Source organism: Longicatena sp. 210702-DFI.1.196, from assembly GCF_020563125.1.
Classification (GTDB): domain Bacteria; phylum Bacillota_I; class Bacilli_A; order Erysipelotrichales; family Erysipelotrichaceae; genus Longicatena; species Longicatena caecimuris.
The window spans coordinates 55,611-75,118 of the sequence record NZ_JAJCPX010000004.1; the positions used below are offsets into that span (position 1 = coordinate 55,611).

Below are 19,508 nucleotides of genomic sequence, written 5' to 3' on the forward strand. Positions count from 1 at the left end.
CTTAAAAGCATGTACAAACTGATATGAATGGTCTTATTTTGCTATTCTTTAGATTTCTTAATGAAAAGATCGGGTAAAATTACGAAAGCGTAAGAGTATTTTAAAAAGAAGTTTGTTATAATAATGATAAGCGAGGTGATTGCATGACAGAAGTAAAGCATGCAGAAGAAACCGTCGATTTACAACATGGTCTTTCTCATGAGCAAGTTGCTAAACGTGTTGCAGCAGGGTATGTAAATGTACAAAATGATCGTATCACTAAAAGTTATCAGGAAATCTTTAAGGATAACCTGTTTACCCTCTTCAATCTCATCAATGCGATACTTGCCGGAATGATCATTTTCATCGGTTCTTATAAAAATTTGTTATTTCTCGGTGTAGTTCTCTCTAATTTAGTCATTGGGATTCTACAAGAAATTCGTGCCAAGCGTGTTTTGGATAAACTTTCTTTAATCACACAACCGTATATTCGTGTTTTACGTAATGGTGAATTGAAGGAATTGCATATGGACGATCTAGTGCTTGATGATATTACCTATTTACATACTGGATCACAAGTGTGTGCGGATGCTATCATTCGTGAAGGCAAATTAGAGGTAAATGAATCCTTAGTGACCGGAGAATCAGATATTATCCTTAAGAATGTTGGAGATTCCTTATATTCAGGAAGCTTTGTCGTTAGTGGAAATGCAAAGGTACAAATACACCATGTAGGCAAAGACAATTATGCGCAAACCATCATGGCAGATGCTAAGACATTTAAAAAGCATAAATCGCAGCTTCGTGATTCAATTAACTTTATCATCAAAACGATTGGTATCGCCATTATCCCCATCGGTATATTATTGTTTAGCAAACAATTGTTTATCACAAAAACTCCGTTTGCAGATGCCGTTGTTTCTACTGTGGCAGCATTATTAGGAATGATTCCAGAAGGTTTAGTACTTTTGACAAGTGTTGCGCTAGCTGTTGGCTCTATTAATCTAGCAAAACGTAAGACCTTAGTACAAGAATTGTATTGCATAGAAACACTGGCTCGCGTTGATACCTTATGTTTAGACAAAACTGGCACCATTACAGAGGGTAACATGCGCGTAGAATCCATCATTCCCTATGCGAAGCATCCCTATACTGCGGAAGATATTTTAGCAAATATGATGGAAGTTTTAGACGATGACAATTCAACTGCTATGGCAATTCGCAAATATATCAAAGGAAAAAGTAACACCTTTACATGTATTGAAAAATTATCTTTTTCCAGTGCACGCAAGCTCAGTGCTGTCACATTTAAAGAAAATGGCACATATGTGTTAGGTGCCTATGAATTTGTCAATGGAAACCAAAACGCTGCATTACAAAAAGAAATAGCCGAACAGGCAAGTTTGGGTAATCGTGTCTTAGTGTTGGCACATAGTGATGTTGCCATTGAAGAGGAATGTATTGATAAAAATAATACGATTATAGCACTGCTTATCTTGAGTGATCCGATTCGTGAAGAAGCACCAAAAACTTTGGATTATTTTCTTTCACAAGGTGTTGATGTAAAGATTATCAGCGGTGATGATCCGCGCACTGTTCACGAAATTGCTCATAAGGCACATTTAAAAAACTATGATAAATATATTGATGTATCTACCTTGTCGGATGAGGAGATATTTGATGCGGTAAAAACATACACGGTTTTTGGACGCGTTAGTCCGATGCAGAAAAAGCTGATGATCAAAGCTTTAAAAGAGCAAGGACATGTTACTGCCATGATTGGTGATGGTGTGAATGATGTTATGGCGTTAAAAGAAGCTGACTGTAGCATTTCCGTAGCACAAGGTAGTGAGGCAGCAAAAAACATAGCCAACCTTGTTCTGCTTGATAATAATTTTGCTAATATGCCCGTGATCGTTGATGAAGGAAGACGTGTCATTAACAATATACAACGTGCAGCATCCTTATTTCTAGTAAAAACGACCTTTTCAACCATCCTCAGTATTCTGACACTGTTCTTTATCCAACGTTATCCATTTGAACCGATTCAACTGACCTTAATTTCTTCTTTGACGATTGGGATCCCTTCTTTCTTCTTAGCTTTAGAAGCCAATCATGCCAAAGTGAAAGGCAACTTTTTATTAAATGTCTTAGGACGCGCATTGCCAGGAGCTTTATGTGTTGTCTTAAGTATCATTTATGTTAATATCCTATCTTTACTCATGCCGCTTACACCAGATGAGATGTCAACGATGTGTGTGTTGTTAACGGGAGCAAATGGCATTATTGTATTATATCGTGTCTGTATTCCATTTACACGAAAACGTTTTATCATCTTTACCTCAATGTCCATCTTCTTTATCCTTGGCATTGTCTTCTTCCCTAGCCTATTCTCCTTGGTTCGCTTAGACTATCTGCCATTCCTTTGTACAATCGGCGGTATTGCCGCAATCCCATTTGTTATGGATTTCTTCTTTCGCTTCTCCCATTACTTTAAATTAAAACAACGCATCATCAATATAGGTAAATAAACTGAAAGGTTTCTTGTTTTCACTCTTGATTTCAAACACTTCTCATCGCTCTTCTTTGTCTAGATTCTAAAATAATATGATTTACGAGGAATGGAAAACAGCCGTGTCTTGTTACAACGGCTGTTTTCTCATTTATGCTTTATTATTATCAACAAACTCATCTTGTGATCGATGTTTACGCATGATGACAAGACCAATAAGGAAGAAAGTAACAGCAAATAATGATAAGACACCATATGTCTGCCACACTTTCGTCCAAGTCCCTGTATCCACCTGCATTTGCGAAGTCAAAGCATCATTTAAGTTCACATACCAATACGAAGGTAATAGCTTCGCAAACGTGAGAATGCCACTAGGAATCAAATGCTGGGGCACAAAAGCTCCTCCTAGGAAACTGAACCCTAACGATACAACATTGCTAATGCCATTCATCACATCTTCTACATAGCGCACGGTACACGTAAGCGCTGAAAACATAAATGCTAATGTTACCGTCATAATAGCAAATAGTAATGAGTTCAGTAACAATAACATACCACTAGTATTCATCATGACATCTCCATTAAAGATAAAGATAACAACGATCATGATAAGCCATATTATAATACCAAACAAAATATTCGATAACACTAAAAAGGAATTCATATGCAAACTGGAAGTAGGTGATACACTGTTTCGTTTCAAGATTTCTGAACGATATACACTATGCATGGTTAAACCAACAACCATTAATATGATAGCCAATAGCACATAAGACATATAATTAAAGTACATGCCTCTTGTGACCACTTTCATATTTATGCGTTCACCACTTGATAGTTGCATTTTACTTTTGACTTTTAAATCTGCATCTGCCCGCTGTTTTATTTGTGTTAAGGTTTCATTCGGAAACTGTGCTTGATATGTGTACACCCGTTGCAAATAAGCATTCATCTGTTGTTTTAACATCATTCCCTGCGCACTGTCAGGCCGTTGTGCAACATCTAGTAAATTTTCTTTCCCTTTGCGAAAAGCATGACCAAATCCCTTGGGCACCTGCACAACCGTATCTACCTCATCATAAAACAAAGCATCTTGTATTTCAGAAGTGCTGCTGCCTACCTGCTTTATTTCTGTCTTCTCATGCAGATACTCCTTTAGTAGGGCACTTTCAGCAGATTGATCATGATCAATGAAGGCAATGTTCGTTTTCACACTCTCATAAGCGTCTGGCATACTATTATTCGTTTGCATATAGGCTGTAAACAAACCAAAAACAACCGTAAAGATAACCAGATACGTCAAAATGCTTGTTTTTTTATCATAAACGATTTTGAAGTATAATTTCACGATATTCATTTACTGCACCCCCAAACTCTGATAGCGTGTTTTACGCAAAGAACGATAACAGATGAGATAACATAACAGAGAGAATATCAATAAAGAAAACAGATTCAGATAATAGCGTTCACCTACTCCATAATAATATAACGAATATAAGGCATCCGTAACCATGTTAACAGGATTAATATATGCCAAGATAGGAGCATGTACCTGAACCAGATATTTCATCTGAACCATCATCATACCTGCCAGAAAACTTCCCAACATAGTAATAGAGGTCAAAACACCGGTTTTGGTTCCTATATCTTTTTGAGGTAATAAAATTCCAATTAACAGTCCTAAACCATTGCCGGCAAGAACACCCATAAAGATGGCCAAGACAACAAAACCTAATTGGTTACCAAAATCCACTTGTAAGATCGTATACATATAGAAGAAAACGATGCTTAGAATGGTCATTTGAAAGACAATGTTTAAAAAGAGATCAATAAACAAATTTAATCCTTTATGTGTTGGTGCAATTGCTATACGAGCAGCCGTAGTGCTTTGATTTGCCTGCAAGGAATACATGGAATTAATTGCCCAATAGCCTCCAAATAATGCATTCATCGCTAATAAAGTATAAAAGAAGATACAGGATAGATTCGTATTTTCCTCATTGTTTGTTTTGATAAAATCATGCGTATTGGTAAACGTCTGCATAAGTTGTTCTGGGGTACTGCCGGCTGCTAACAGCTGCATGGCCATATGCTCATTTTGGGTATATTCATCAAAGAAATTTTGTGTCATCGTCTGTTTGATTCCGGTTTCTTTAACTAAGATGGTTGTTTCATCACCAATCGTGATCATCGCGTCTACATCGCCCTTTTGCAGTAATTGTTTTCCTTTTTTTGTTGAGACTTCCTGCACCTTAAACATTGGCGTATCTTCCATTCGCAAGGATTTGAGTGTCTTTTGCAAGGTGGTATTCTTTTGATAAGCAGTATTATCAATCATCGCAATGGAAATTGTTTCAAATGTTGTTAGGTCATATGCATGACGCAACACCGCTCCAAATAGCGTTGTCAAGATAAGTGGAAAAAGCAATGTCCAAAACATCAAAGGCCGATTCATGAACATACACTTTGCCCGGTATTTTAAGATATGCAACATAAGCTTCCCTCCTAATCACGCAACTGTTTGCCTGTGATTTCCAGGAAAACATCATTTAGCGTTGGTGTTTGCGAATAAACTTTTCCATAGCTGATATCCTCTTGAGCAAAATAATCCATCAGATTCAGCATATTCCGCTTACCCTCCATAAATTTCACCTGCAGTGTATGCGAATGATAAGAAACATCGTATACATTTGCTATACCCTTTATCTCTTCTATCTGTCTTAGCGATATGGTCACCTGTTCCACTTCTACTTTTTCTTTCAACATGATATTCGCCTTTAATTCTTCCTTACTGCCACTGGCAATCATTTTGCCTTTATCCATAATGATGATACGATTACATAGTTCTTCTACCTCTTCCATATAATGAGAAGTATAAACGATTGTCGCTCCTTCGTTGTTTAAGCGGCGTATTCCTTCTAAGATAGCATTACGACTTTGAGGATCTACGGCTACGGTCGGCTCATCCATAAAGATCAGCTTTGGCTTATGTGCAATACCACAAGCAATATTCAAACGTCGTAATAATCCTCCACTTAATTTTCCTGGTTTAAACTTACGATATTCATCTAACGCCACAAAAGCAATCGCTTCATCAACTAATTTTTTGCGTTTTGCTTTATCACGTATATATAGTCCACAGAAATAATCAACATTATCCTGGACATTTAATTCATGAAAAACTGCTACATTTTGCGGAATGATACCAATATCTTTTTTACTATCATAAGCATCTGGTGTCATTTCTTTATCAAATATTTTAATCTCACCTTTATCAAAACTCAACAAAGATAGCATGCAGTTAATAGCTGTTGTCTTACCACTGCCATTTGGGCCTAATAACCCTAAAATTTCACCTTCTTCTACTTGCATATTAAAATGATCTAACGCAATAACATCCTTATAACGTTTTACTAGGTTTCTTACTTCTATGATCATATGTGATTCCTCCCTTTGCATAGCTACAGTATACGAAAGTTTCATGCGCAAAAACAGTGTATATCTTCACAACCGCATATGACAGATGTCATATTTTCATTTGTAACTAATAAAAAAGCATGCTAAAATCATAGTATATCGGAGGATCATCATGAATATCTTATTAAACGATCTATTGCTACTCTTTATATCTGTTTTATTTCTCATATTTGAAGAGATTGATGTTTCTACAACCACAGCACTTCTTTGTGCTATCATTTTAGCGGCAACCTCTTATTTATATTCAGATAAAAGATGGACATCTTTATTACGTTTATGCTATTTGATTTTAACTGTATGGAATAGGGCTTTTTTTTATACGCTCCCACTTTTATTTTATAATGCTCCGCTATGGAAACAAAAAGAATTAAACATTCCATGCGTATTGCTCTATTTGTTACCCATGATCTTTCATTTGAATTTTCATTATCTTGGATTTGATTTATTATGGTTATTAGCCATGCTGTTTTCTTTGTTATTAAAACAACAAACACTTTCGCAGCAGCAATTGGAACAGGATTATAAAAAACAGCGTGATACATCACGTGAACTAGCGATGATCTTAAGTGAGAAAAACAAAAATTTGTTAATTCAACAAGAACAAGAAGTACGCATTGCCACCTTAAATGAGCGCAATCGCATTGCTCGTGAAATACATGACAATGTGGGGCATCTTCTCAGCAGTGCCTTGTTACAAATTGGCGCTATCCAAGCCATCTTTACGCAAGAAGAGTTACAAGAACCATTAACAAATCTTCGCTCAACCATTTCTACCAGCATGGACAGTATACGAAGCAGCGTTCATAATCTCCATGATGATGCATTGGATCTTCAAGCGGCACTACAAACACTGATACAAAATTTCACCTTTTGTAAGGGAAATTTCGTATATGATGTAACACATTCCATGTCACAAGAAATGATTTATCATATCTTAGCTATCGTAAAAGAATGTATGAACAATACCATGAAACATTCCAACGCAACTGTCTTTACCGTTACTCTTCGAGAACAACCTACGTTTTATCAGCTTATCTTAACCGACAATGGGACTTCTATCAAAAAACAAGATACGGGGATTGGTTTAAAAAACATCCGCGAACGCGTGGAAACCATGCATGGCTTTTTAAACATTCAAACAGAACAAGGATTTTGTCTTTTTATTACTTTGCCAAAGGAGGAAATAGCGCATGAGAATATTAATTGTTGATGATGATGCACTGGTATGCAGTTCATTAAAAACTATTTTAGAAGCTAAAAACATACAAGTAGATGCTATTGGGAATAGCGGTGAGGAAGCAATAGCGTTATACCGACAATATCAAAGCGATGTATTGTTAATGGATATCCGAATGGAAAAGATGAATGGCGTAGAAGCTAGTGAAGCTATTTTAAAAGAATTCCCACAAGCGCGTATTTTATTTCTGACGACCTTTAGTGATGATGAATATATCGTAAAAGCTTTAAAGCTAGGTGTGAAAGGCTATATTCTGAAACAAAATTTTGATAGCATCGTATCTGCTTTAGAAGCCGTTTATGCTAACCAAAACGTCTTTAATACTGAAATTATTGAAAAATTACCTGATTTACTAAATAATAGAGATACAGCAAAAGAGCAATATGATCTAAATGATCGTGAGCAACAGTTTATTTCTTTAGTAGCTAATGGATTGAATAATAAAGAAATTGCTGAGACCTTGTTTCTTAGTGAAGGTACGGTGCGTAATTATTTAAGTAACCTTTTAGATAAATTAGGATTGCGTGATCGCACACAACTGGCTATTTTCTTCTATCAGCATCTAAAATAAAAAAGTATCGTACGATACTTTTTTAATAGCAGGCAATATTGCTATCAGTACGTGATTCACAGCCACCGACATACACACCATTCTCCATGCGCATAATCATTTGTCCACGTCCAAAACTTGACACCTCTTCTTCCACACAAATTTGGTGTCCACGTTTGCGCAGAGCGTCAATGATCGTAGCATCAAAGCTTTTTTCAACCCGGAAAGTTTTATCCTTGATCCATTGCCAACGAGGCGCATCCAATGCCATTTGTGGATTTAAATGAAAATCAATCAGATTCATTGCCACTTGTACATGTCCTTGCGGCTGCATATAGCCCCCCATAACGCCAAATGGACCTAAGGCTTTTCCATTTCGTGTAATAAAGCCGGGAATAATCGTATGATAACTTCGTTTTTGTGGCCGCAATACATTGACATCGGTTTCACATAAAGAAAAATCAGCGCCACGATTTTGTAAAGCGATACCAGTATCTTTGACAACGATTCCACTGCCAAAGCCCATGTAATTGGATTGGATGAAAGACACCATATTCCCCTCACAATCAGCCGTACATAAATAGACAGTACCACTTTTATAAGGCATAGCTACTTGCGGCATTAACGCCTGCTCCTGTATCTGACTTGCCCTCATCTTACCAAATGATGCATCAATCATTCTTAAGACATCGGGATGTGCAGCCCCAGGATCACTGATCGTCGCCATGCCATCGGCAAATGCCATTTTCATTGCTTCAAATTGATGATGAAACATTTTCTCATCGCGTTTTTCAAAATGAAATTCTTTTAACGTATTCAGTGCATGTAAGGCTACGATACCTTGACCGTTTGGTGGTAATTCCCATATATCATGATCATGATAATGTACATGCAACGGTTCTTGCCAAAGAACCTCATGTGCTGCTAAATCTTCATATCGTAAAAAACCATGATGTTTTTTGCTGTCAGCATCGATCGCTTTTGCTAATTCTCCTTCATAGAAGGCTTTCCCTTTTGAATCGGCAATCATTTGCAGACTTCTCGCATGATGTTTTAACACCATGATGGATCCAGGCTCTAGTGATACTCCTTCTTTATGAAAAGTGGCAAACCATTCTTGAAAAGCATCTTCATTTCTATGACTTTTGAATCGTTCACATGCCTGTTTCCACATGCGAGAAATTTCTGGCGTTAAGGGGAACCCATCTCTTGCATAACGAATAGCTGGTTCTAATACTTCTTTAAATGGTAAAACGCCAAAACGCTCATGCAATTCTGTCCAGGCTTTGACTGCCCCAGGTACGGTTACTGGTGTCCATCCATCCGTAGGCATGCGTGAAATATTTCCATGCAGATCTTTCACTTTTTCAATGGTGATTCCTTGTGGTGAGCGGCCGGAAGAATTTAAACCATACATTTTATTTTTAAACCATACGATAGCAAAGGCATCTGAGCCTAATCCATTCGCTGTTGGTTCTACGACTGTTAATGCAGCCGCTGTCGCAATAGCTGCATCTATTGCATTCCCGCCTTTACGCAACATTTCTAAGCCAGCAGCACTTGCTAAATTGTGACCTGTACAAACCATCCCATTCCTCGCTATTACCGGATAGCGATTGGATGCATACACCTGATGATGTACATCAAACATAAAACTTCAACCCCTTTTCTTCTTCATCATTATAGCAGTTTTTTTCAACGTGTCGTAGTGATTTTTACGTTTTTCATTCATGATTTCTGCTCCTTGCGTTAACCTTTCGTATTTTATTTCAATTTCGTATTTTCTTATGCAGAATGAGTTGTCAAATGAGTTTTGATTTCGTATAATGAAATTCGTATGAATTTGAGGTGAACGATATGAAAGAATATTGGGAGTTGTTTTACTCCTTTGCTAAAATTGGGGCCTTTACGTTTGGAGGTGGCTATGCAATGCTACCGCTTATTCAACGTGAAGTTGTTGAAAAAAAGCATTGGGCAACAGAAGAAGAGATTATGGATTATTATGCCGTAGGACAATGTACACCCGGTATCATTGCCGTAAATACCGCTACCTTTATCGGCTATTACAAAAAAGGCATTATCGGCGGTATCTTTGCAACTTTGGGTGTGATATTCCCTTCGATTGTAATCATCTTATTAATTGCTTCGCTGTTGCAGAACTTTTCCGATTTAGCAATTGTACAGCATGCACTTGGAGGTATTCGTGTTGCTGTTTGTGTATTGGTTTTGAATGCCGTTATCAAATTGTTTAAGTCCGGAGTTAAAGATTTCACAGGTACTTTGATTTTTTGTCTGGCTTTATTACTAGCGTTTTTGCAGTTGATACCAACTATTGTAATCATCATTACAGCAGCTTGTCTTGGTATTGGCATTCAGCTATATAAAGCCAAAAAGGAGGTAAAATCCTCATGAGTGTTTATCTTGCATTATTGATTGAGTTTTTCAAAACCGGTCTATTCGCTGTAGGCGGAGGCCTGGCAACGGTTCCTTTTCTATTTGAACTCATAGGCAAATATCATTGGTTTACCAGCGAAATGCTTGCAAATATGATTGCTGTATCTGAAGCAACACCTGGTGCAATGGGCGTCAATATGGCAACCTATGTTGGATATCATGTAACTGACAGCATACTTGGTGGTATTTTAACTACGCTTGCTTTAGTAGCACCTAGTATTATCATTATTTGTATCATTGCACACTTTTTAAAGAAATTTAAAGATAGTGCTATCATTCAACATGCATTTTATGGTTTACGACCGGCAGTCACTGCCATGATTGCATCTGCCGGCTTAGGAATTTTTATGACAACCATGTTTAAAAATGAGGAATTTCATTTTCAAACGTTCCTAGACGCAATTCAATATGTACCACTTATCATGTTCATCGTGGTATTGTGCTTGTCCCGTAAATTCCCTAAGCTTCATCCCATTGCCTTGCTTTGCGGATGTGCCTTAGCTGGTATCGTTTTACAACTATAAATTACAAACAGCTGCCTAAAGACGTCGTGTCCTAATGCAGCTGTTTTTCTATGCTATTTCTTTGCTTCATCTTCCTTTTGAAAACAAATAATCGGAATCATTCTTTCCTCTTTTGTATAACCAGCATGACTTCCCTTTACCGCATAGCTATCATCATAAATCAATTGTTCATCACCGATTGCGATAGCAAGATAATCACCTATAAAAGACGTAAAGAGCGGATGGTTGTTTCCTTCGCCAAAGATATGCTCCTGTAGCACTTCTGCTTTGCTAAGTAATATAAAGCTATTTCCATACTTTTCCTGAAAGTGTTCTTTAAACATCTGATGCTTGCCATCTTGAATAGAAAAGCTGAGAGCTCTTCCTTCTAATGACGGTAATCGTCGTAAACATCTCATCAATTGTTCGTCTTGAACCATACAACGACATGTAACGTCTATCTGTCCATGATCAGCGATAATCAAAAGAGCACTTTTAGCGGATAATGATGGGAAATAGTGTGCCATGAGCTCATCATAGTTTTTTAGCATCGCTTTGCTTTCGGCTGCATGTACCCCATAGTGATGCATGCAATCGTCAAATTCATCCCAATACGCATAGACACACGAAGCACGCTGTGATTGACTCTCTTTGACGATACGCTGACCATCTCCTTGAAACTGTGTACTCCTCCTTTGCGAAAAGCCGGATAGATTTCTGTTGCCCAAATCCCATTTGCTAAGCAGTCTTGCACAAGCGAATTCACTGCTACATGCTCATATGTATAATGAGGCTGCCAATAAGGCTTTTTCTGATAATAAGAACGATTCAAAAACATGACCAAATGCTCATCGATTTCTTCAAAATACTGTTGCCAGCCAAGCCATCCATGTTCACATGGGTATTTTCCACTTAAAAAAGAAGTTGTCGCTGCCGCAGTTGTCGGTGGAAACACAGTTTCTACATATCGTTTACAATGTTGTTTAAGAAAACCTTTTGCTTTAGCAAGTTGCTCTATCTGATACTTTCCTAAGCCATCGATCAATAATACAATGATTTGTTCGGGTTTTCTCTCCTGTAACCATTGATCTAATTGCTCATCGCTTTTATGAAACAGCGGCAAATGATAATAGGCACGTAGCGAATTTGCTATATGTACAAGATTATCCTTCTTCCAATCCATTTTCATTGCATCACCTCATAGTGTTTTTTAATTTATTTATACATTATATCACACTTCTGGCTAGACATAATATAGAAAAAAAAGCTATAATGAGATAGAACAATTGAAAATGAATATTACAGGTGTAGACATACTCAATAAGGAAGAAAGTGAAAATCTTTCGCTGCCCCAGCAGTCGTGATATGGACGAAATCCAAGATACCATTGTGCTTATGCATGAGAAGGTGGAAAGTAGGAAGAAGTTAAGCCGAAAGACTTGCCTGTAATGAATGCATCTGCTGGGTGATCAGAAAAAAGCAAATCATTTTTCCTTTTTTCTGTTTCACACTCCACAAGAAAGAGAGGGTGAAAAAGAATGCGTATGGAATATTGTGCATATAGCTTTTTAAGTGAAGATGGCAGCTTATGTGATTATGAAATTGCAACAGATGAGCTTGCCAGTATGACGGCCGTATGTGCGCATCATGTCAAACACATCAAGAGAAAAGATATACAAGAACTTGTTACACTCATCTATCATGCCAATGGTTCTATCCGAGGTAAATGTGCCATACAAAAGCATGAGGTCATGCGTCTTCATGCAATGTATGAGTTTTACTTTGTCAGGATAGAACATTTTGTTTTACCAGTAGGCAGCCTTGGTACAGCATATTTACATGTTTTGCGTGCAAAAACGAAAGCCATTATACGTATCCTAACGAAATTGCAAAAAGAAGGGCATACCATAAATCACCATTTGCTTGACTTTATGAATTTATTGGCAAATACCTTTTTTATGATGTGCCTGTATGAAAACAAAGCAGAAGGCATTGCGGAACAAGTCTTTATCAGCAAGTCCTATGAAAGCTAAAGAATTATGCTACATTGCGGTTATGGCCGCAATAGAATCGGTTGTATTTACATCATTTTCATTTGTTCTGTATCTGGAATGCATCACCTTTACCATTGTCCTTTTTGCAATGTGTTTTGAAACGAAACAAGCTGTGTTAGGTGCCATCGTATTTAGCATCGTGAATTTATCTATCCAAGGCGTTACCCCTTGGAGCATGATGTATTGTCTGATCTATCCTCTTTACAGTCTGTTTATTGGCATAAGTAAACCATTTTTACAAAAACACTTTTGGTTACTATGTTTCTTATGCGGTTGTTTATCTTTTCTAACCGGTCAGCTTGTCCAGATACCATTTCTTCTTATATCCAAAAAAATCACAATTCTTTATATCTTAGCAGGGCTGAAAATATCATGTATTCAAGGATGTCTATCCGCTTTTTGTTGCATGATCTGTTATCAGCCTATATATACCATTTTAAAAAAAATTACAAGGAGTACTTCTTATGGGAAAATTATGTAAACTACTCGCCATCTGCTGTATCCTGTTTATCAGCGGATGTACGAATAAAGAAACAAGCGAAACAGCGAAATCAGCTTCACAAGAAACAATTACTTTACACATCGTTGTAAATAAAGAAGGCGAAGAAATATTTAATAAAAAAGTTAGTGTCAAAGATCACGTAACTACCTTAGCTGACTTTTTAGAAAAAGCCAATGAGCTAAAGGTAGAAATGGAAGACAGCGCATATGGGAAAAAGATTGTTTCCATCCTAGGTGTTAAAACGAAGGATTGGCAAAAAGGTCCATGGTGGCTATATGAATCGAGCAATAATGAATCCTGCCAGGCTTCCGGCCAATGCGATGCTGCCAGTGCCTTAAAGATTAAAGACGGTGATGATTTCACTTTTAATTTTCAAGGCATGTAATATAAAAACTTTTGGAATGTGAACAGCTTATGTTACACATTCCTTTTTTAATCACTTATATAAGTTTATAACATATGATAATTATCCTTTCATATACGAATAAGCAAGGATGATCATGATAATGAACATCAACAAGTTATAAATATGGTAGAATAGCATATTTTACACGCTATTCGAGTATGATATCTTCAATTAGTGTTCGAATTTTTTAAATCATTTGATAGCATGTGCGGTAATAATCGTATAACGATAGGCGTTAATTGTTATTTTAATCCCATCAATCTCACCATACCAGTTTTTTCCTATGCGATAAATCTTACAGTTTTTATCCAAGAGTTTATCTTTGCAATACGCTACAACATTTGATACGTCTAATTTTAAATTGGTTTTGATACGCTTGCTTCCCTTCTCTGTCGTATGAATCTCATCAATATGATCGAGCAATATCCTTTTATCTTCATTCAAATTATCGTTATGCATAGAAATCGCTTTGTGTTCTTTACAACTCAACTCTGTTACCAGCAATTTAAATACGGCCAGCTTAGCAAGCATCTTAGGTGAGAACTGCCAATCTATTTTGCCAGTATTGTGATACATGATTTGCGATAAAGCATATGCTTTCTCTTTTGCATCTGTTAAGATTGCAATCTTTCCTGTCCCAATAATACTTTGAAAAGCTGCTGAATATGCACAAGGATTTTTTGCTTCTTGTAACTGATAATTTGTATCAAGTTCAAAGCCAACAGGATTTCCTGTTTTCATACACTCAATCTTTCTACCTTCCATAGCACTATGAAAATAAAAAACATAATCTGTTGCTTTCTTTTCAAATCCAAAATTTAATGGCACGATGTAAACGGCACCCTTATCTATAAAACCTAATCTACAACAATAACACTGAGAGATGATCTCCATAATTTTTTTCTCGTCAGTAACTTCTCTATCTTTACGTCTCATTTCCATTCCCCTATAAAATTAAACCTTTCTTTAGCCTATTGTATCATGGTAACTTCTGATAGTGAACTAGTTTTCTTCTACAGTCTCTTCTTGTATGCCTTTTGTAAAAGCAAGTAGGCGATAGTCATTAAACTATCGCCCCTTATCAAACCGTACGTGCCCTACAAGGCATACGGCTTACCAATATGCCTATTTATGATATCCACTATATCGTAAATTCACTTCAGAATTTGCGATTTTCTTTATTCTCTTTTGTGTATAGTATTCGATTCCTTCTTCTTTCAACATCTGGTTTTATTCTTTTCCTGTTGATAAATACAATCCCTTAATAAGAAAGAAAATTCAACTATGCCTGTACATGGTTGAATTATAGCAACTGCCTGTCGCACAAAAAGATGCAGCCACAATTGACTGCATCTTGCTTATGAATGTTCATTAATCTTACTAATAATTTTCTCAATCTTATTGCCTCTTTCTAATGCATCATCGATTAGAAAATGAAGCTCTGGTACTTTACGCATCGTTAAACGTTTTGCTAAAGCACTGCGAATAAATCCCTTACTGCGATTTAACGCCTTCATCCCGGCTTCTTCTCTAGCCTTTTGACCTAAAAAGGATACATAGATTTTAGCAATTGAGAGGTCATTTGTTACCGTGACATCTGTAATCGTAATAAAGCCAATCTTAGGATCTTTTAGCTCAAACTGAATGATCTCACTGACTTCTTTCTGAATGATTCCGGCAATTTTTTCTGCTTTTACTTTCATTCTATCACCTGATGTTATTCTGGCTCAACCTGTTGGTCTTCATACGCCTCAATCAAATCTCCTTCTTTGATGTCATTAAAGTTTTCAATAGTCATACCACATTCAAAACCATTTTGAACTTCTTTCACATCATTCTGGAACCGACGCAGAGAACCTAACTTACCGGTATAGATTACAACACCTTCACGAATCAAACGCACACTGCAATCTTTCGTGATATGTCCATCCGTCACCATACATCCGGCAATCGTTCCCACCTTACTAACCTTGTAAGTCTGACGAACTTCTGCCTGGCCAATGACAACTTCTTCATAAACCGGTGCCAACATTCCTTTCATTGCACTTTCCATTTCTTCTAAAGCCTTATAAATAATGTTATGCAAACGGATATCTACGCCTTCTTCTTCAGCTTTTTTACGCACCATCGCATTAGGGCGTACATTAAATCCATAAATCACCGCATTTGATGCACTTGCCAACATGATATCACTTTCAGTAATGGCACCTGCCGTGCTACGGATGACATTCACCTTCACACCGGAAACTTCAATTTTTTCCATACTTGCCTTTACTGCTTCGGCAGAACCCTGTACATCCGCTTTAACGATGACATTAATATCCTGTACTTCACCTTCTTCAATCTGACGTGCTAAATCATCTAATGACATCGCACTTGAAGAGTTACGTTCTTGATCAATACGTTTTGTTAAACGTGTTTCCGCAATTTGACGTGCTTTCTTTTCTGAATCAAATGCTTTAAAGATATCCCCTGCAATTGGCACATCATTTAAACCAATAATCTCAACTGGTGTAGATGGCAATGCTTCTTTAATTTCGCGGCCACGATCATCTGTCATCTTACGTACGCGTCCAAAAGCAGTACCAACAACGACAGCATCACCGGTATGCAATGTACCATTTTGTACAAGCAAGGTTGTTACCGGTCCGCGTCCTTTATCCAACTTCGCCTCGATAACAGTTCCGGTTGCCATCTTATTTGGATTCGCGCGGAAGTTTTCTACTTCTGATACAACAAGAATGGTCTCCAACAAATCAGAAACACCATCGCCAAATTTTGCTGATACTTCCGCAAAAATGGTATCTCCGCCCCATGCTTCAGGAAGTAATCCTAAGTCACTCATTTCATTCATGATACGATCTTTATTAGCATTTGGTTTATCAATCTTATTCACAGCCACAATAACCGGAACACCAGCCGCTTTGGCATGATCCACCGCTTCTTTGGTCTGTGGCATAACGCCATCATCAGCAGCAACGACGATGATAACCAAATCGGTTACTTTCGCACCACGTGCACGCATGGCCGTGAAAGCTTCATGGCCCGGTGTATCTAAGAAAGTAACTTTTTTACCTTTCACTGATACTTGGTATGCACCAATGTGCTGCGTGATGCCACCAAATTCACCTTCTGTTACGTGTGTTTTACGAATCGTATCCAACAAGGTTGTTTTTCCATGGTCAACATGTCCCATGATCGTAACAACAGGAGGACGGGATACTAAGTTTTCTTCATCCTCTTCTTCAACATTCATCATCTCTTCAAAATCACTCTCTTCGATGATGATTTCCTTATGACATTCTACATTAAATTCCATGCAGACAAGTTCAATCGTTTCATCATCCAAAGTCGAGTTGATGGTTACCATCGTTCCCATCATAAAGAGAAGCTTGATGATTTCACTTGCATTGCGATTTAATTTCTCTGCTAATTCCTGAACCGTCAGTGCAGAACTGTACGTAATCTCTTTTACTTCCACACGTTCTTTCCGTGGTGTAAACTCTTTTTTGCGATTTCCATTGTTCTTACGGTTTCCATTCCCTTTTTTGTGTTGTTGTCTTGCCATATAATCACCTAGCCTTTCAAGCAAGCATGAAGTTTTTGTGCAAAACCTTCATCTAATATTGCAACAGATTTGCGATTCTTATCACCAATAGCCATGTTTAATTCTTCCCCATTCATAAAGACATAGGGCACATGATAATAGGCACATTTATCTGTCAGCTTTTTCTTACCGTTTTCTCCCATATCATCTGCCATAATAAGCAGCGAAACTTGATTGCTGCGCAGTTTTTTAAAGATCGTTTCACCGGTAGCTATCTTATGGGCACGCATAGCCAATCCCAGTGTTCCAATTGCTTTCTTCATTCACCAAATAACTTTTGTAATTCCTCATAAAGTTCTTGAGGAATCTCACATTCTAATGAACGCGCCAAAGCTTTTTTCTTCTTTGCCACTTCCAGTGCCTCAATACTGCGCTTTAGATAGGCACCTCGACCATTCTTTTTCCCTGTTTCATCAATTTCAACATTACCATCAGGGGTACGAACGATACGAATCAATTCTTTTTTTGGAAGACTTTCACCAGTTGCCACACACTTGCGCATAGGTATTTTTCTCATAAAAGCTCCCTCCTTTTTCTTTATTCTTCGTAATATTTATCATATTCATCGAAGTCAATCTCATCATGAATCCAATCATTTTCTTCTTCTTCACGTTGAGCACGTTCGATTTCTTCTAGTTCTTCTTCTGAGTAAATAGGCTTCATTTCATAATCCTTTTTACTCAAATCAAAGGTTGGTTTACGGCGTTCTTCCTTTTCTTCACTCTTTTTCCAACGTGGTTTGCTAACCGGTTTTTCTTCCTGTTTTGCGCTAACATCTGCCAATGTTTCAAATTTTGATTTATATTCTTGTTTTTCTTTGATATTTAAGCCTTCTTGACGCTGTTTTTCCTTAGCAATACGAGCCGCTCTTTCCAGATCGCTCTCTTCTTTTTCTTCTTCAACCACTTCTTCTTCCACTTCTTTTTCAGCCACTTTTTCCACTTCAGGTGCGATGATACTTGCTTTCGCTTCTATTACTACATCATCTACCATTTCTTCTGGCTCTTCTAAAATTTCTTCCTGGAAGGATACTCCTGCATCGGCAAGTGATATAGCTTCTTCACTCGCTGCCTCTTCAAAGCGTTCTTGCTGTGCCAATGCTTTGGCAGCAGCCTGCGCAGCTAAGAATTCTTCACGCTGTTTCATAGCGATGCCTTTCCAATCAATACCAGCTGCATCCACATCGCTCTCTGCTTTAATATCAATCTTATTGCCAGTCAATTTCACTGCCAGACGTGCATTTTTACCACGTTTACCAATAGCTAAAGATAACTGATTATCTGGTACGACAACCAGTAAGCCACCTTTACGTTCTTCGCTTGGGATTACGGCTAATACTTCCGCAGGTGAAAGAGCATTTTTAATTAATTCTGTAACATCTTCACTCCATTCAAAGATATCAATTTTCTCACCGCCAAGTTCATTGATGATAACCTGAACACGTTGTCCACGCGGCCCGATACAAGCACCAATTGGATCAATGTTTTCATTGTGAGAATAAACAGCCATCTTTGTGCGTTCTCCTGCCTCACGCGCGATTGCCTTAATTTCAATCACACCCTGGAAAATTTCTGGTACTTCTTTTTCAAACAGACGTTTTACTAAAGTTGCATCACCGCGAGATACTAACACCTGTGCACCTTTGGTTTCTTTATTTACTTCAATGATCACCACGCGAATACGATCACCTTCATGATAACGTTCGTTAGGAATCTGCTGATTTTTAGGCATTAATGCCAATGTCTTTCCAATATTTACGATACAGAATTTTTCCTCGACAGACTCAATCGTTCCAACAACCATCTCATCAACTTTATCACAATATTCTTCATACACAATCAGTTTCTCAGCTTCACGGATTTTCTGTTTCATAACGTTTTTAGCTAAGATAACCGCTGCTCGGCCTAACTGTGTAATGTCTACTTCTTCCTCGACAACACCATCCAGTTCCAGCTCTTGATTGATTTTCTTTGCATCTTCTAATGAAATTTCCAATTCATCATCTTCTACCGTTTCAACAATCGTACGCTGTTGATATACCTTGATGTTTCCCGTTTTTTCATTAACATCTACACGTACTAATGCATCAGGAATTTCAATGTGTTTACGGAATGCCTTAGCCAACGCTTCTTGTAGCGCTTCTACGACAACTTCCTGAGGTAATTTACGATCACTTTCGATTGCCTGCATCGCAGCCATAAAATCTTTTAACTTCATGTTCTTCTTT

At 37.5% G+C, this 19,508-nt stretch carries 19 protein-coding genes and 1 riboswitch; of the genes, 7 read left to right on the forward strand and 12 right to left on the reverse strand.

Features of this window, described 5'->3' with window-relative positions; genetic code table 11:
• The first annotated feature begins 143 nt into the window (after window positions 1-143).
• Window positions 144-2,510 (forward strand): HAD-IC family P-type ATPase, encoded by a 2,367-nt coding sequence (locus LI241_RS03160; RefSeq protein WP_008688337.1) that lies wholly within the window; start codon window positions 144-146, stop codon window positions 2,508-2,510.
• Between the two features lie 132 nt (window positions 2,511-2,642).
• Here LI241_RS03160 and LI241_RS03165 read toward each other — a convergent pair whose 3' ends face one another.
• Genes LI241_RS03165 through LI241_RS03175 form a run of 3 tightly spaced genes read right to left on the reverse strand, consistent with a single transcriptional unit; the run spans window position 2,643 to window position 5,929 of the window.
• Window positions 2,643-3,848, reverse strand: coding sequence for an ABC transporter permease (locus LI241_RS03165; RefSeq protein ID WP_008688335.1), 1,206 nt, complete (start codon window positions 3,846-3,848; stop codon window positions 2,643-2,645).
• Window positions 3,849-4,985 carry an ABC transporter permease gene (locus LI241_RS03170; protein WP_008688332.1) on the reverse strand — a complete coding sequence of 379 codons (1,137 nt, stop codon included), beginning with the start codon at window positions 4,983-4,985 and terminating at the stop codon, window positions 3,849-3,851.
• Between the two features lie 11 nt (window positions 4,986-4,996).
• Window positions 4,997-5,929: an ABC transporter ATP-binding protein gene (locus LI241_RS03175; RefSeq protein WP_008688329.1), complete on the reverse strand. Its 933-nt coding sequence runs from the start codon at window positions 5,927-5,929 to the stop codon at window positions 4,997-4,999.
• A 151-nt stretch (window positions 5,930-6,080) separates the two neighbouring features.
• Between LI241_RS03175 and LI241_RS03180 the strand changes: the two genes are divergently transcribed.
• Together LI241_RS03180 and LI241_RS03185 are read left to right on the forward strand one after the other, a co-directional pair.
• On the forward strand, window positions 6,081-7,178 hold the full coding sequence (locus LI241_RS03180; RefSeq protein WP_008688328.1) for a sensor histidine kinase: 1,098 nt from the start codon (window positions 6,081-6,083) through the stop codon (window positions 7,176-7,178).
• The gene (locus LI241_RS03185; RefSeq protein WP_008688326.1) at window positions 7,159-7,776 is read left to right on the forward strand and encodes a response regulator transcription factor; all 618 of its coding nucleotides are present in this window, start codon (window positions 7,159-7,161) and stop codon (window positions 7,774-7,776) included. Before LI241_RS03180 ends, LI241_RS03185 begins: the two co-directional genes overlap by 20 nt.
• A 22-nt stretch (window positions 7,777-7,798) precedes the next feature.
• Here the strand turns inward: LI241_RS03185 and LI241_RS03190 are convergent, their stop codons facing one another.
• Entirely contained in the window at window positions 7,799-9,406 is a 1,608-nt protein-coding gene (locus LI241_RS03190; RefSeq protein WP_008688324.1) for a gamma-glutamyltransferase family protein, read from the reverse strand.
• 206 nt (window positions 9,407-9,612) lie between these two features.
• Here LI241_RS03190 and LI241_RS03195 point away from each other — a divergent pair, with 206 nt between their 5' ends.
• Together LI241_RS03195 and LI241_RS03200 are read left to right on the forward strand one after the other, a co-directional pair.
• On the forward strand, window positions 9,613-10,167 hold the full coding sequence (locus tag LI241_RS03195; protein ID WP_008688321.1) for a chromate transporter: 555 nt from the start codon (window positions 9,613-9,615) through the stop codon (window positions 10,165-10,167).
• The gene (locus tag LI241_RS03200) at window positions 10,164-10,733 is read left to right on the forward strand and encodes a chromate transporter (protein ID WP_008688319.1); all 570 of its coding nucleotides are present in this window, start codon (window positions 10,164-10,166) and stop codon (window positions 10,731-10,733) included. The genes LI241_RS03195 and LI241_RS03200 overlap by 4 nt, the downstream gene beginning before the upstream one ends.
• A 53-nt stretch (window positions 10,734-10,786) precedes the next feature.
• On the opposite strand, the gene LI241_RS03205 is transcribed toward LI241_RS03200, so the two are convergent.
• Both LI241_RS03205 and LI241_RS15950 read right to left on the reverse strand, forming a co-directional pair.
• The gene (locus LI241_RS03205) at window positions 10,787-11,371 is read right to left on the reverse strand and encodes an alkaline phosphatase family protein (protein ID WP_227161020.1); all 585 of its coding nucleotides are present in this window, start codon (window positions 11,369-11,371) and stop codon (window positions 10,787-10,789) included.
• Entirely contained in the window at window positions 11,257-11,901 is a 645-nt protein-coding gene (locus LI241_RS15950; protein ID WP_227161019.1) for an alkaline phosphatase family protein, read from the reverse strand. Before LI241_RS15950 ends, LI241_RS03205 begins: the two co-directional genes overlap by 115 nt.
• A gap of 97 nt (window positions 11,902-11,998) precedes the next feature.
• A riboswitch (cobalamin riboswitch) is annotated at window positions 11,999-12,174 on the forward strand.
• Window positions 12,175-12,250: 76 nt separating this feature from the next.
• On the opposite strand from LI241_RS15950, the gene LI241_RS03215 reads away from it, so the two are divergent.
• Window positions 12,251-12,745 carry an ATP-binding protein gene (locus LI241_RS03215; RefSeq protein ID WP_008688315.1) on the forward strand — a complete coding sequence of 165 codons (495 nt, stop codon included), beginning with the start codon at window positions 12,251-12,253 and terminating at the stop codon, window positions 12,743-12,745.
• Between the two features lie 485 nt (window positions 12,746-13,230).
• The gene (locus LI241_RS03220; protein WP_008688311.1) at window positions 13,231-13,653 is read left to right on the forward strand and encodes a DUF4430 domain-containing protein; all 423 of its coding nucleotides are present in this window, start codon (window positions 13,231-13,233) and stop codon (window positions 13,651-13,653) included.
• A 213-nt stretch (window positions 13,654-13,866) separates the two neighbouring features.
• Here the strand turns inward: LI241_RS03220 and LI241_RS15955 are convergent, their stop codons facing one another.
• The 6 genes from LI241_RS15955 to nusA form a co-directional block, all read right to left on the reverse strand.
• Entirely contained in the window at window positions 13,867-14,610 is a 744-nt protein-coding gene (locus tag LI241_RS15955; RefSeq protein WP_008688308.1) for a DUF3781 domain-containing protein, read from the reverse strand.
• Window positions 14,611-15,032: 422 nt separating this feature from the next.
• Window positions 15,033-15,377, reverse strand: coding sequence for a 30S ribosome-binding factor RbfA (gene rbfA / locus LI241_RS03235; protein ID WP_008688305.1), 345 nt, complete (start codon window positions 15,375-15,377; stop codon window positions 15,033-15,035).
• A 14-nt stretch (window positions 15,378-15,391) separates the two neighbouring features.
• Window positions 15,392-17,242: a translation initiation factor IF-2 gene (infB, locus tag LI241_RS03240; protein WP_008688303.1), complete on the reverse strand. Its 1,851-nt coding sequence runs from the start codon at window positions 17,240-17,242 to the stop codon at window positions 15,392-15,394.
• Between the two features lie 8 nt (window positions 17,243-17,250).
• Entirely contained in the window at window positions 17,251-17,544 is a 294-nt protein-coding gene (locus tag LI241_RS03245) for a ribosomal L7Ae/L30e/S12e/Gadd45 family protein (RefSeq protein ID WP_008688301.1), read from the reverse strand.
• The gene (gene rnpM, locus LI241_RS03250; protein ID WP_008688300.1) at window positions 17,541-17,798 is read right to left on the reverse strand and encodes an RNase P modulator RnpM; all 258 of its coding nucleotides are present in this window, start codon (window positions 17,796-17,798) and stop codon (window positions 17,541-17,543) included. Before rnpM ends, LI241_RS03245 begins: the two co-directional genes overlap by 4 nt.
• 20 nt (window positions 17,799-17,818) lie before the next feature.
• Window positions 17,819-19,498, reverse strand: a complete 1,680-nt coding sequence (gene nusA, locus LI241_RS03255; protein WP_008688298.1) for a transcription termination factor NusA — start codon at window positions 19,496-19,498, stop codon at window positions 17,819-17,821.
• Window positions 19,499-19,508 lie beyond the last annotated feature (10 nt).

Excerpts from the sequence above, each read along its gene's own strand:
- LI241_RS03160 (WP_008688337.1), top strand. The coding sequence starts at position 144 with ATGACAGAAGTAAAGCATGCAGAAGAAACCGTCGATTTACAACATGGT.
- LI241_RS03165 (WP_008688335.1), bottom strand. The coding sequence starts at position 3,848 with ATGAATATCGTGAAATTATACTTCAAAATCGTTTATGATAAAAAAACA.
- LI241_RS03170 (WP_008688332.1), bottom strand. The coding sequence starts at position 4,985 with ATGTTGCATATCTTAAAATACCGGGCAAAGTGTATGTTCATGAATCGG.
- LI241_RS03175 (WP_008688329.1), bottom strand. The coding sequence starts at position 5,929 with ATGATCATAGAAGTAAGAAACCTAGTAAAACGTTATAAGGATGTTATT.
- LI241_RS03180 (WP_008688328.1), top strand. The coding sequence starts at position 6,081 with ATGAATATCTTATTAAACGATCTATTGCTACTCTTTATATCTGTTTTA.
- LI241_RS03185 (WP_008688326.1), top strand. The coding sequence starts at position 7,159 with ATGAGAATATTAATTGTTGATGATGATGCACTGGTATGCAGTTCATTA.
- LI241_RS03190 (WP_008688324.1), bottom strand. The coding sequence starts at position 9,406 with ATGTTTGATGTACATCATCAGGTGTATGCATCCAATCGCTATCCGGTA.
- LI241_RS03195 (WP_008688321.1), top strand. The coding sequence starts at position 9,613 with ATGAAAGAATATTGGGAGTTGTTTTACTCCTTTGCTAAAATTGGGGCC.
- LI241_RS03200 (WP_008688319.1), top strand. The coding sequence starts at position 10,164 with ATGAGTGTTTATCTTGCATTATTGATTGAGTTTTTCAAAACCGGTCTA.
- LI241_RS15950 (WP_227161019.1), bottom strand. The coding sequence starts at position 11,901 with ATGAAAATGGATTGGAAGAAGGATAATCTTGTACATATAGCAAATTCG.
- LI241_RS03215 (WP_008688315.1), top strand. The coding sequence starts at position 12,251 with ATGCGTATGGAATATTGTGCATATAGCTTTTTAAGTGAAGATGGCAGC.
- LI241_RS03220 (WP_008688311.1), top strand. The coding sequence starts at position 13,231 with ATGGGAAAATTATGTAAACTACTCGCCATCTGCTGTATCCTGTTTATC.
- LI241_RS15955 (WP_008688308.1), bottom strand. The coding sequence starts at position 14,610 with ATGAGACGTAAAGATAGAGAAGTTACTGACGAGAAAAAAATTATGGAG.
- rbfA (WP_008688305.1), bottom strand. The coding sequence starts at position 15,377 with ATGAAAGTAAAAGCAGAAAAAATTGCCGGAATCATTCAGAAAGAAGTC.
- infB (WP_008688303.1), bottom strand. The coding sequence starts at position 17,242 with ATGGCAAGACAACAACACAAAAAAGGGAATGGAAACCGTAAGAACAAT.
- LI241_RS03245 (WP_008688301.1), bottom strand. The coding sequence starts at position 17,544 with ATGAAGAAAGCAATTGGAACACTGGGATTGGCTATGCGTGCCCATAAG.
- rnpM (WP_008688300.1), bottom strand. The coding sequence starts at position 17,798 with ATGAGAAAAATACCTATGCGCAAGTGTGTGGCAACTGGTGAAAGTCTT.
- nusA (WP_008688298.1), bottom strand. The coding sequence starts at position 19,498 with ATGAAGTTAAAAGATTTTATGGCTGCGATGCAGGCAATCGAAAGTGAT.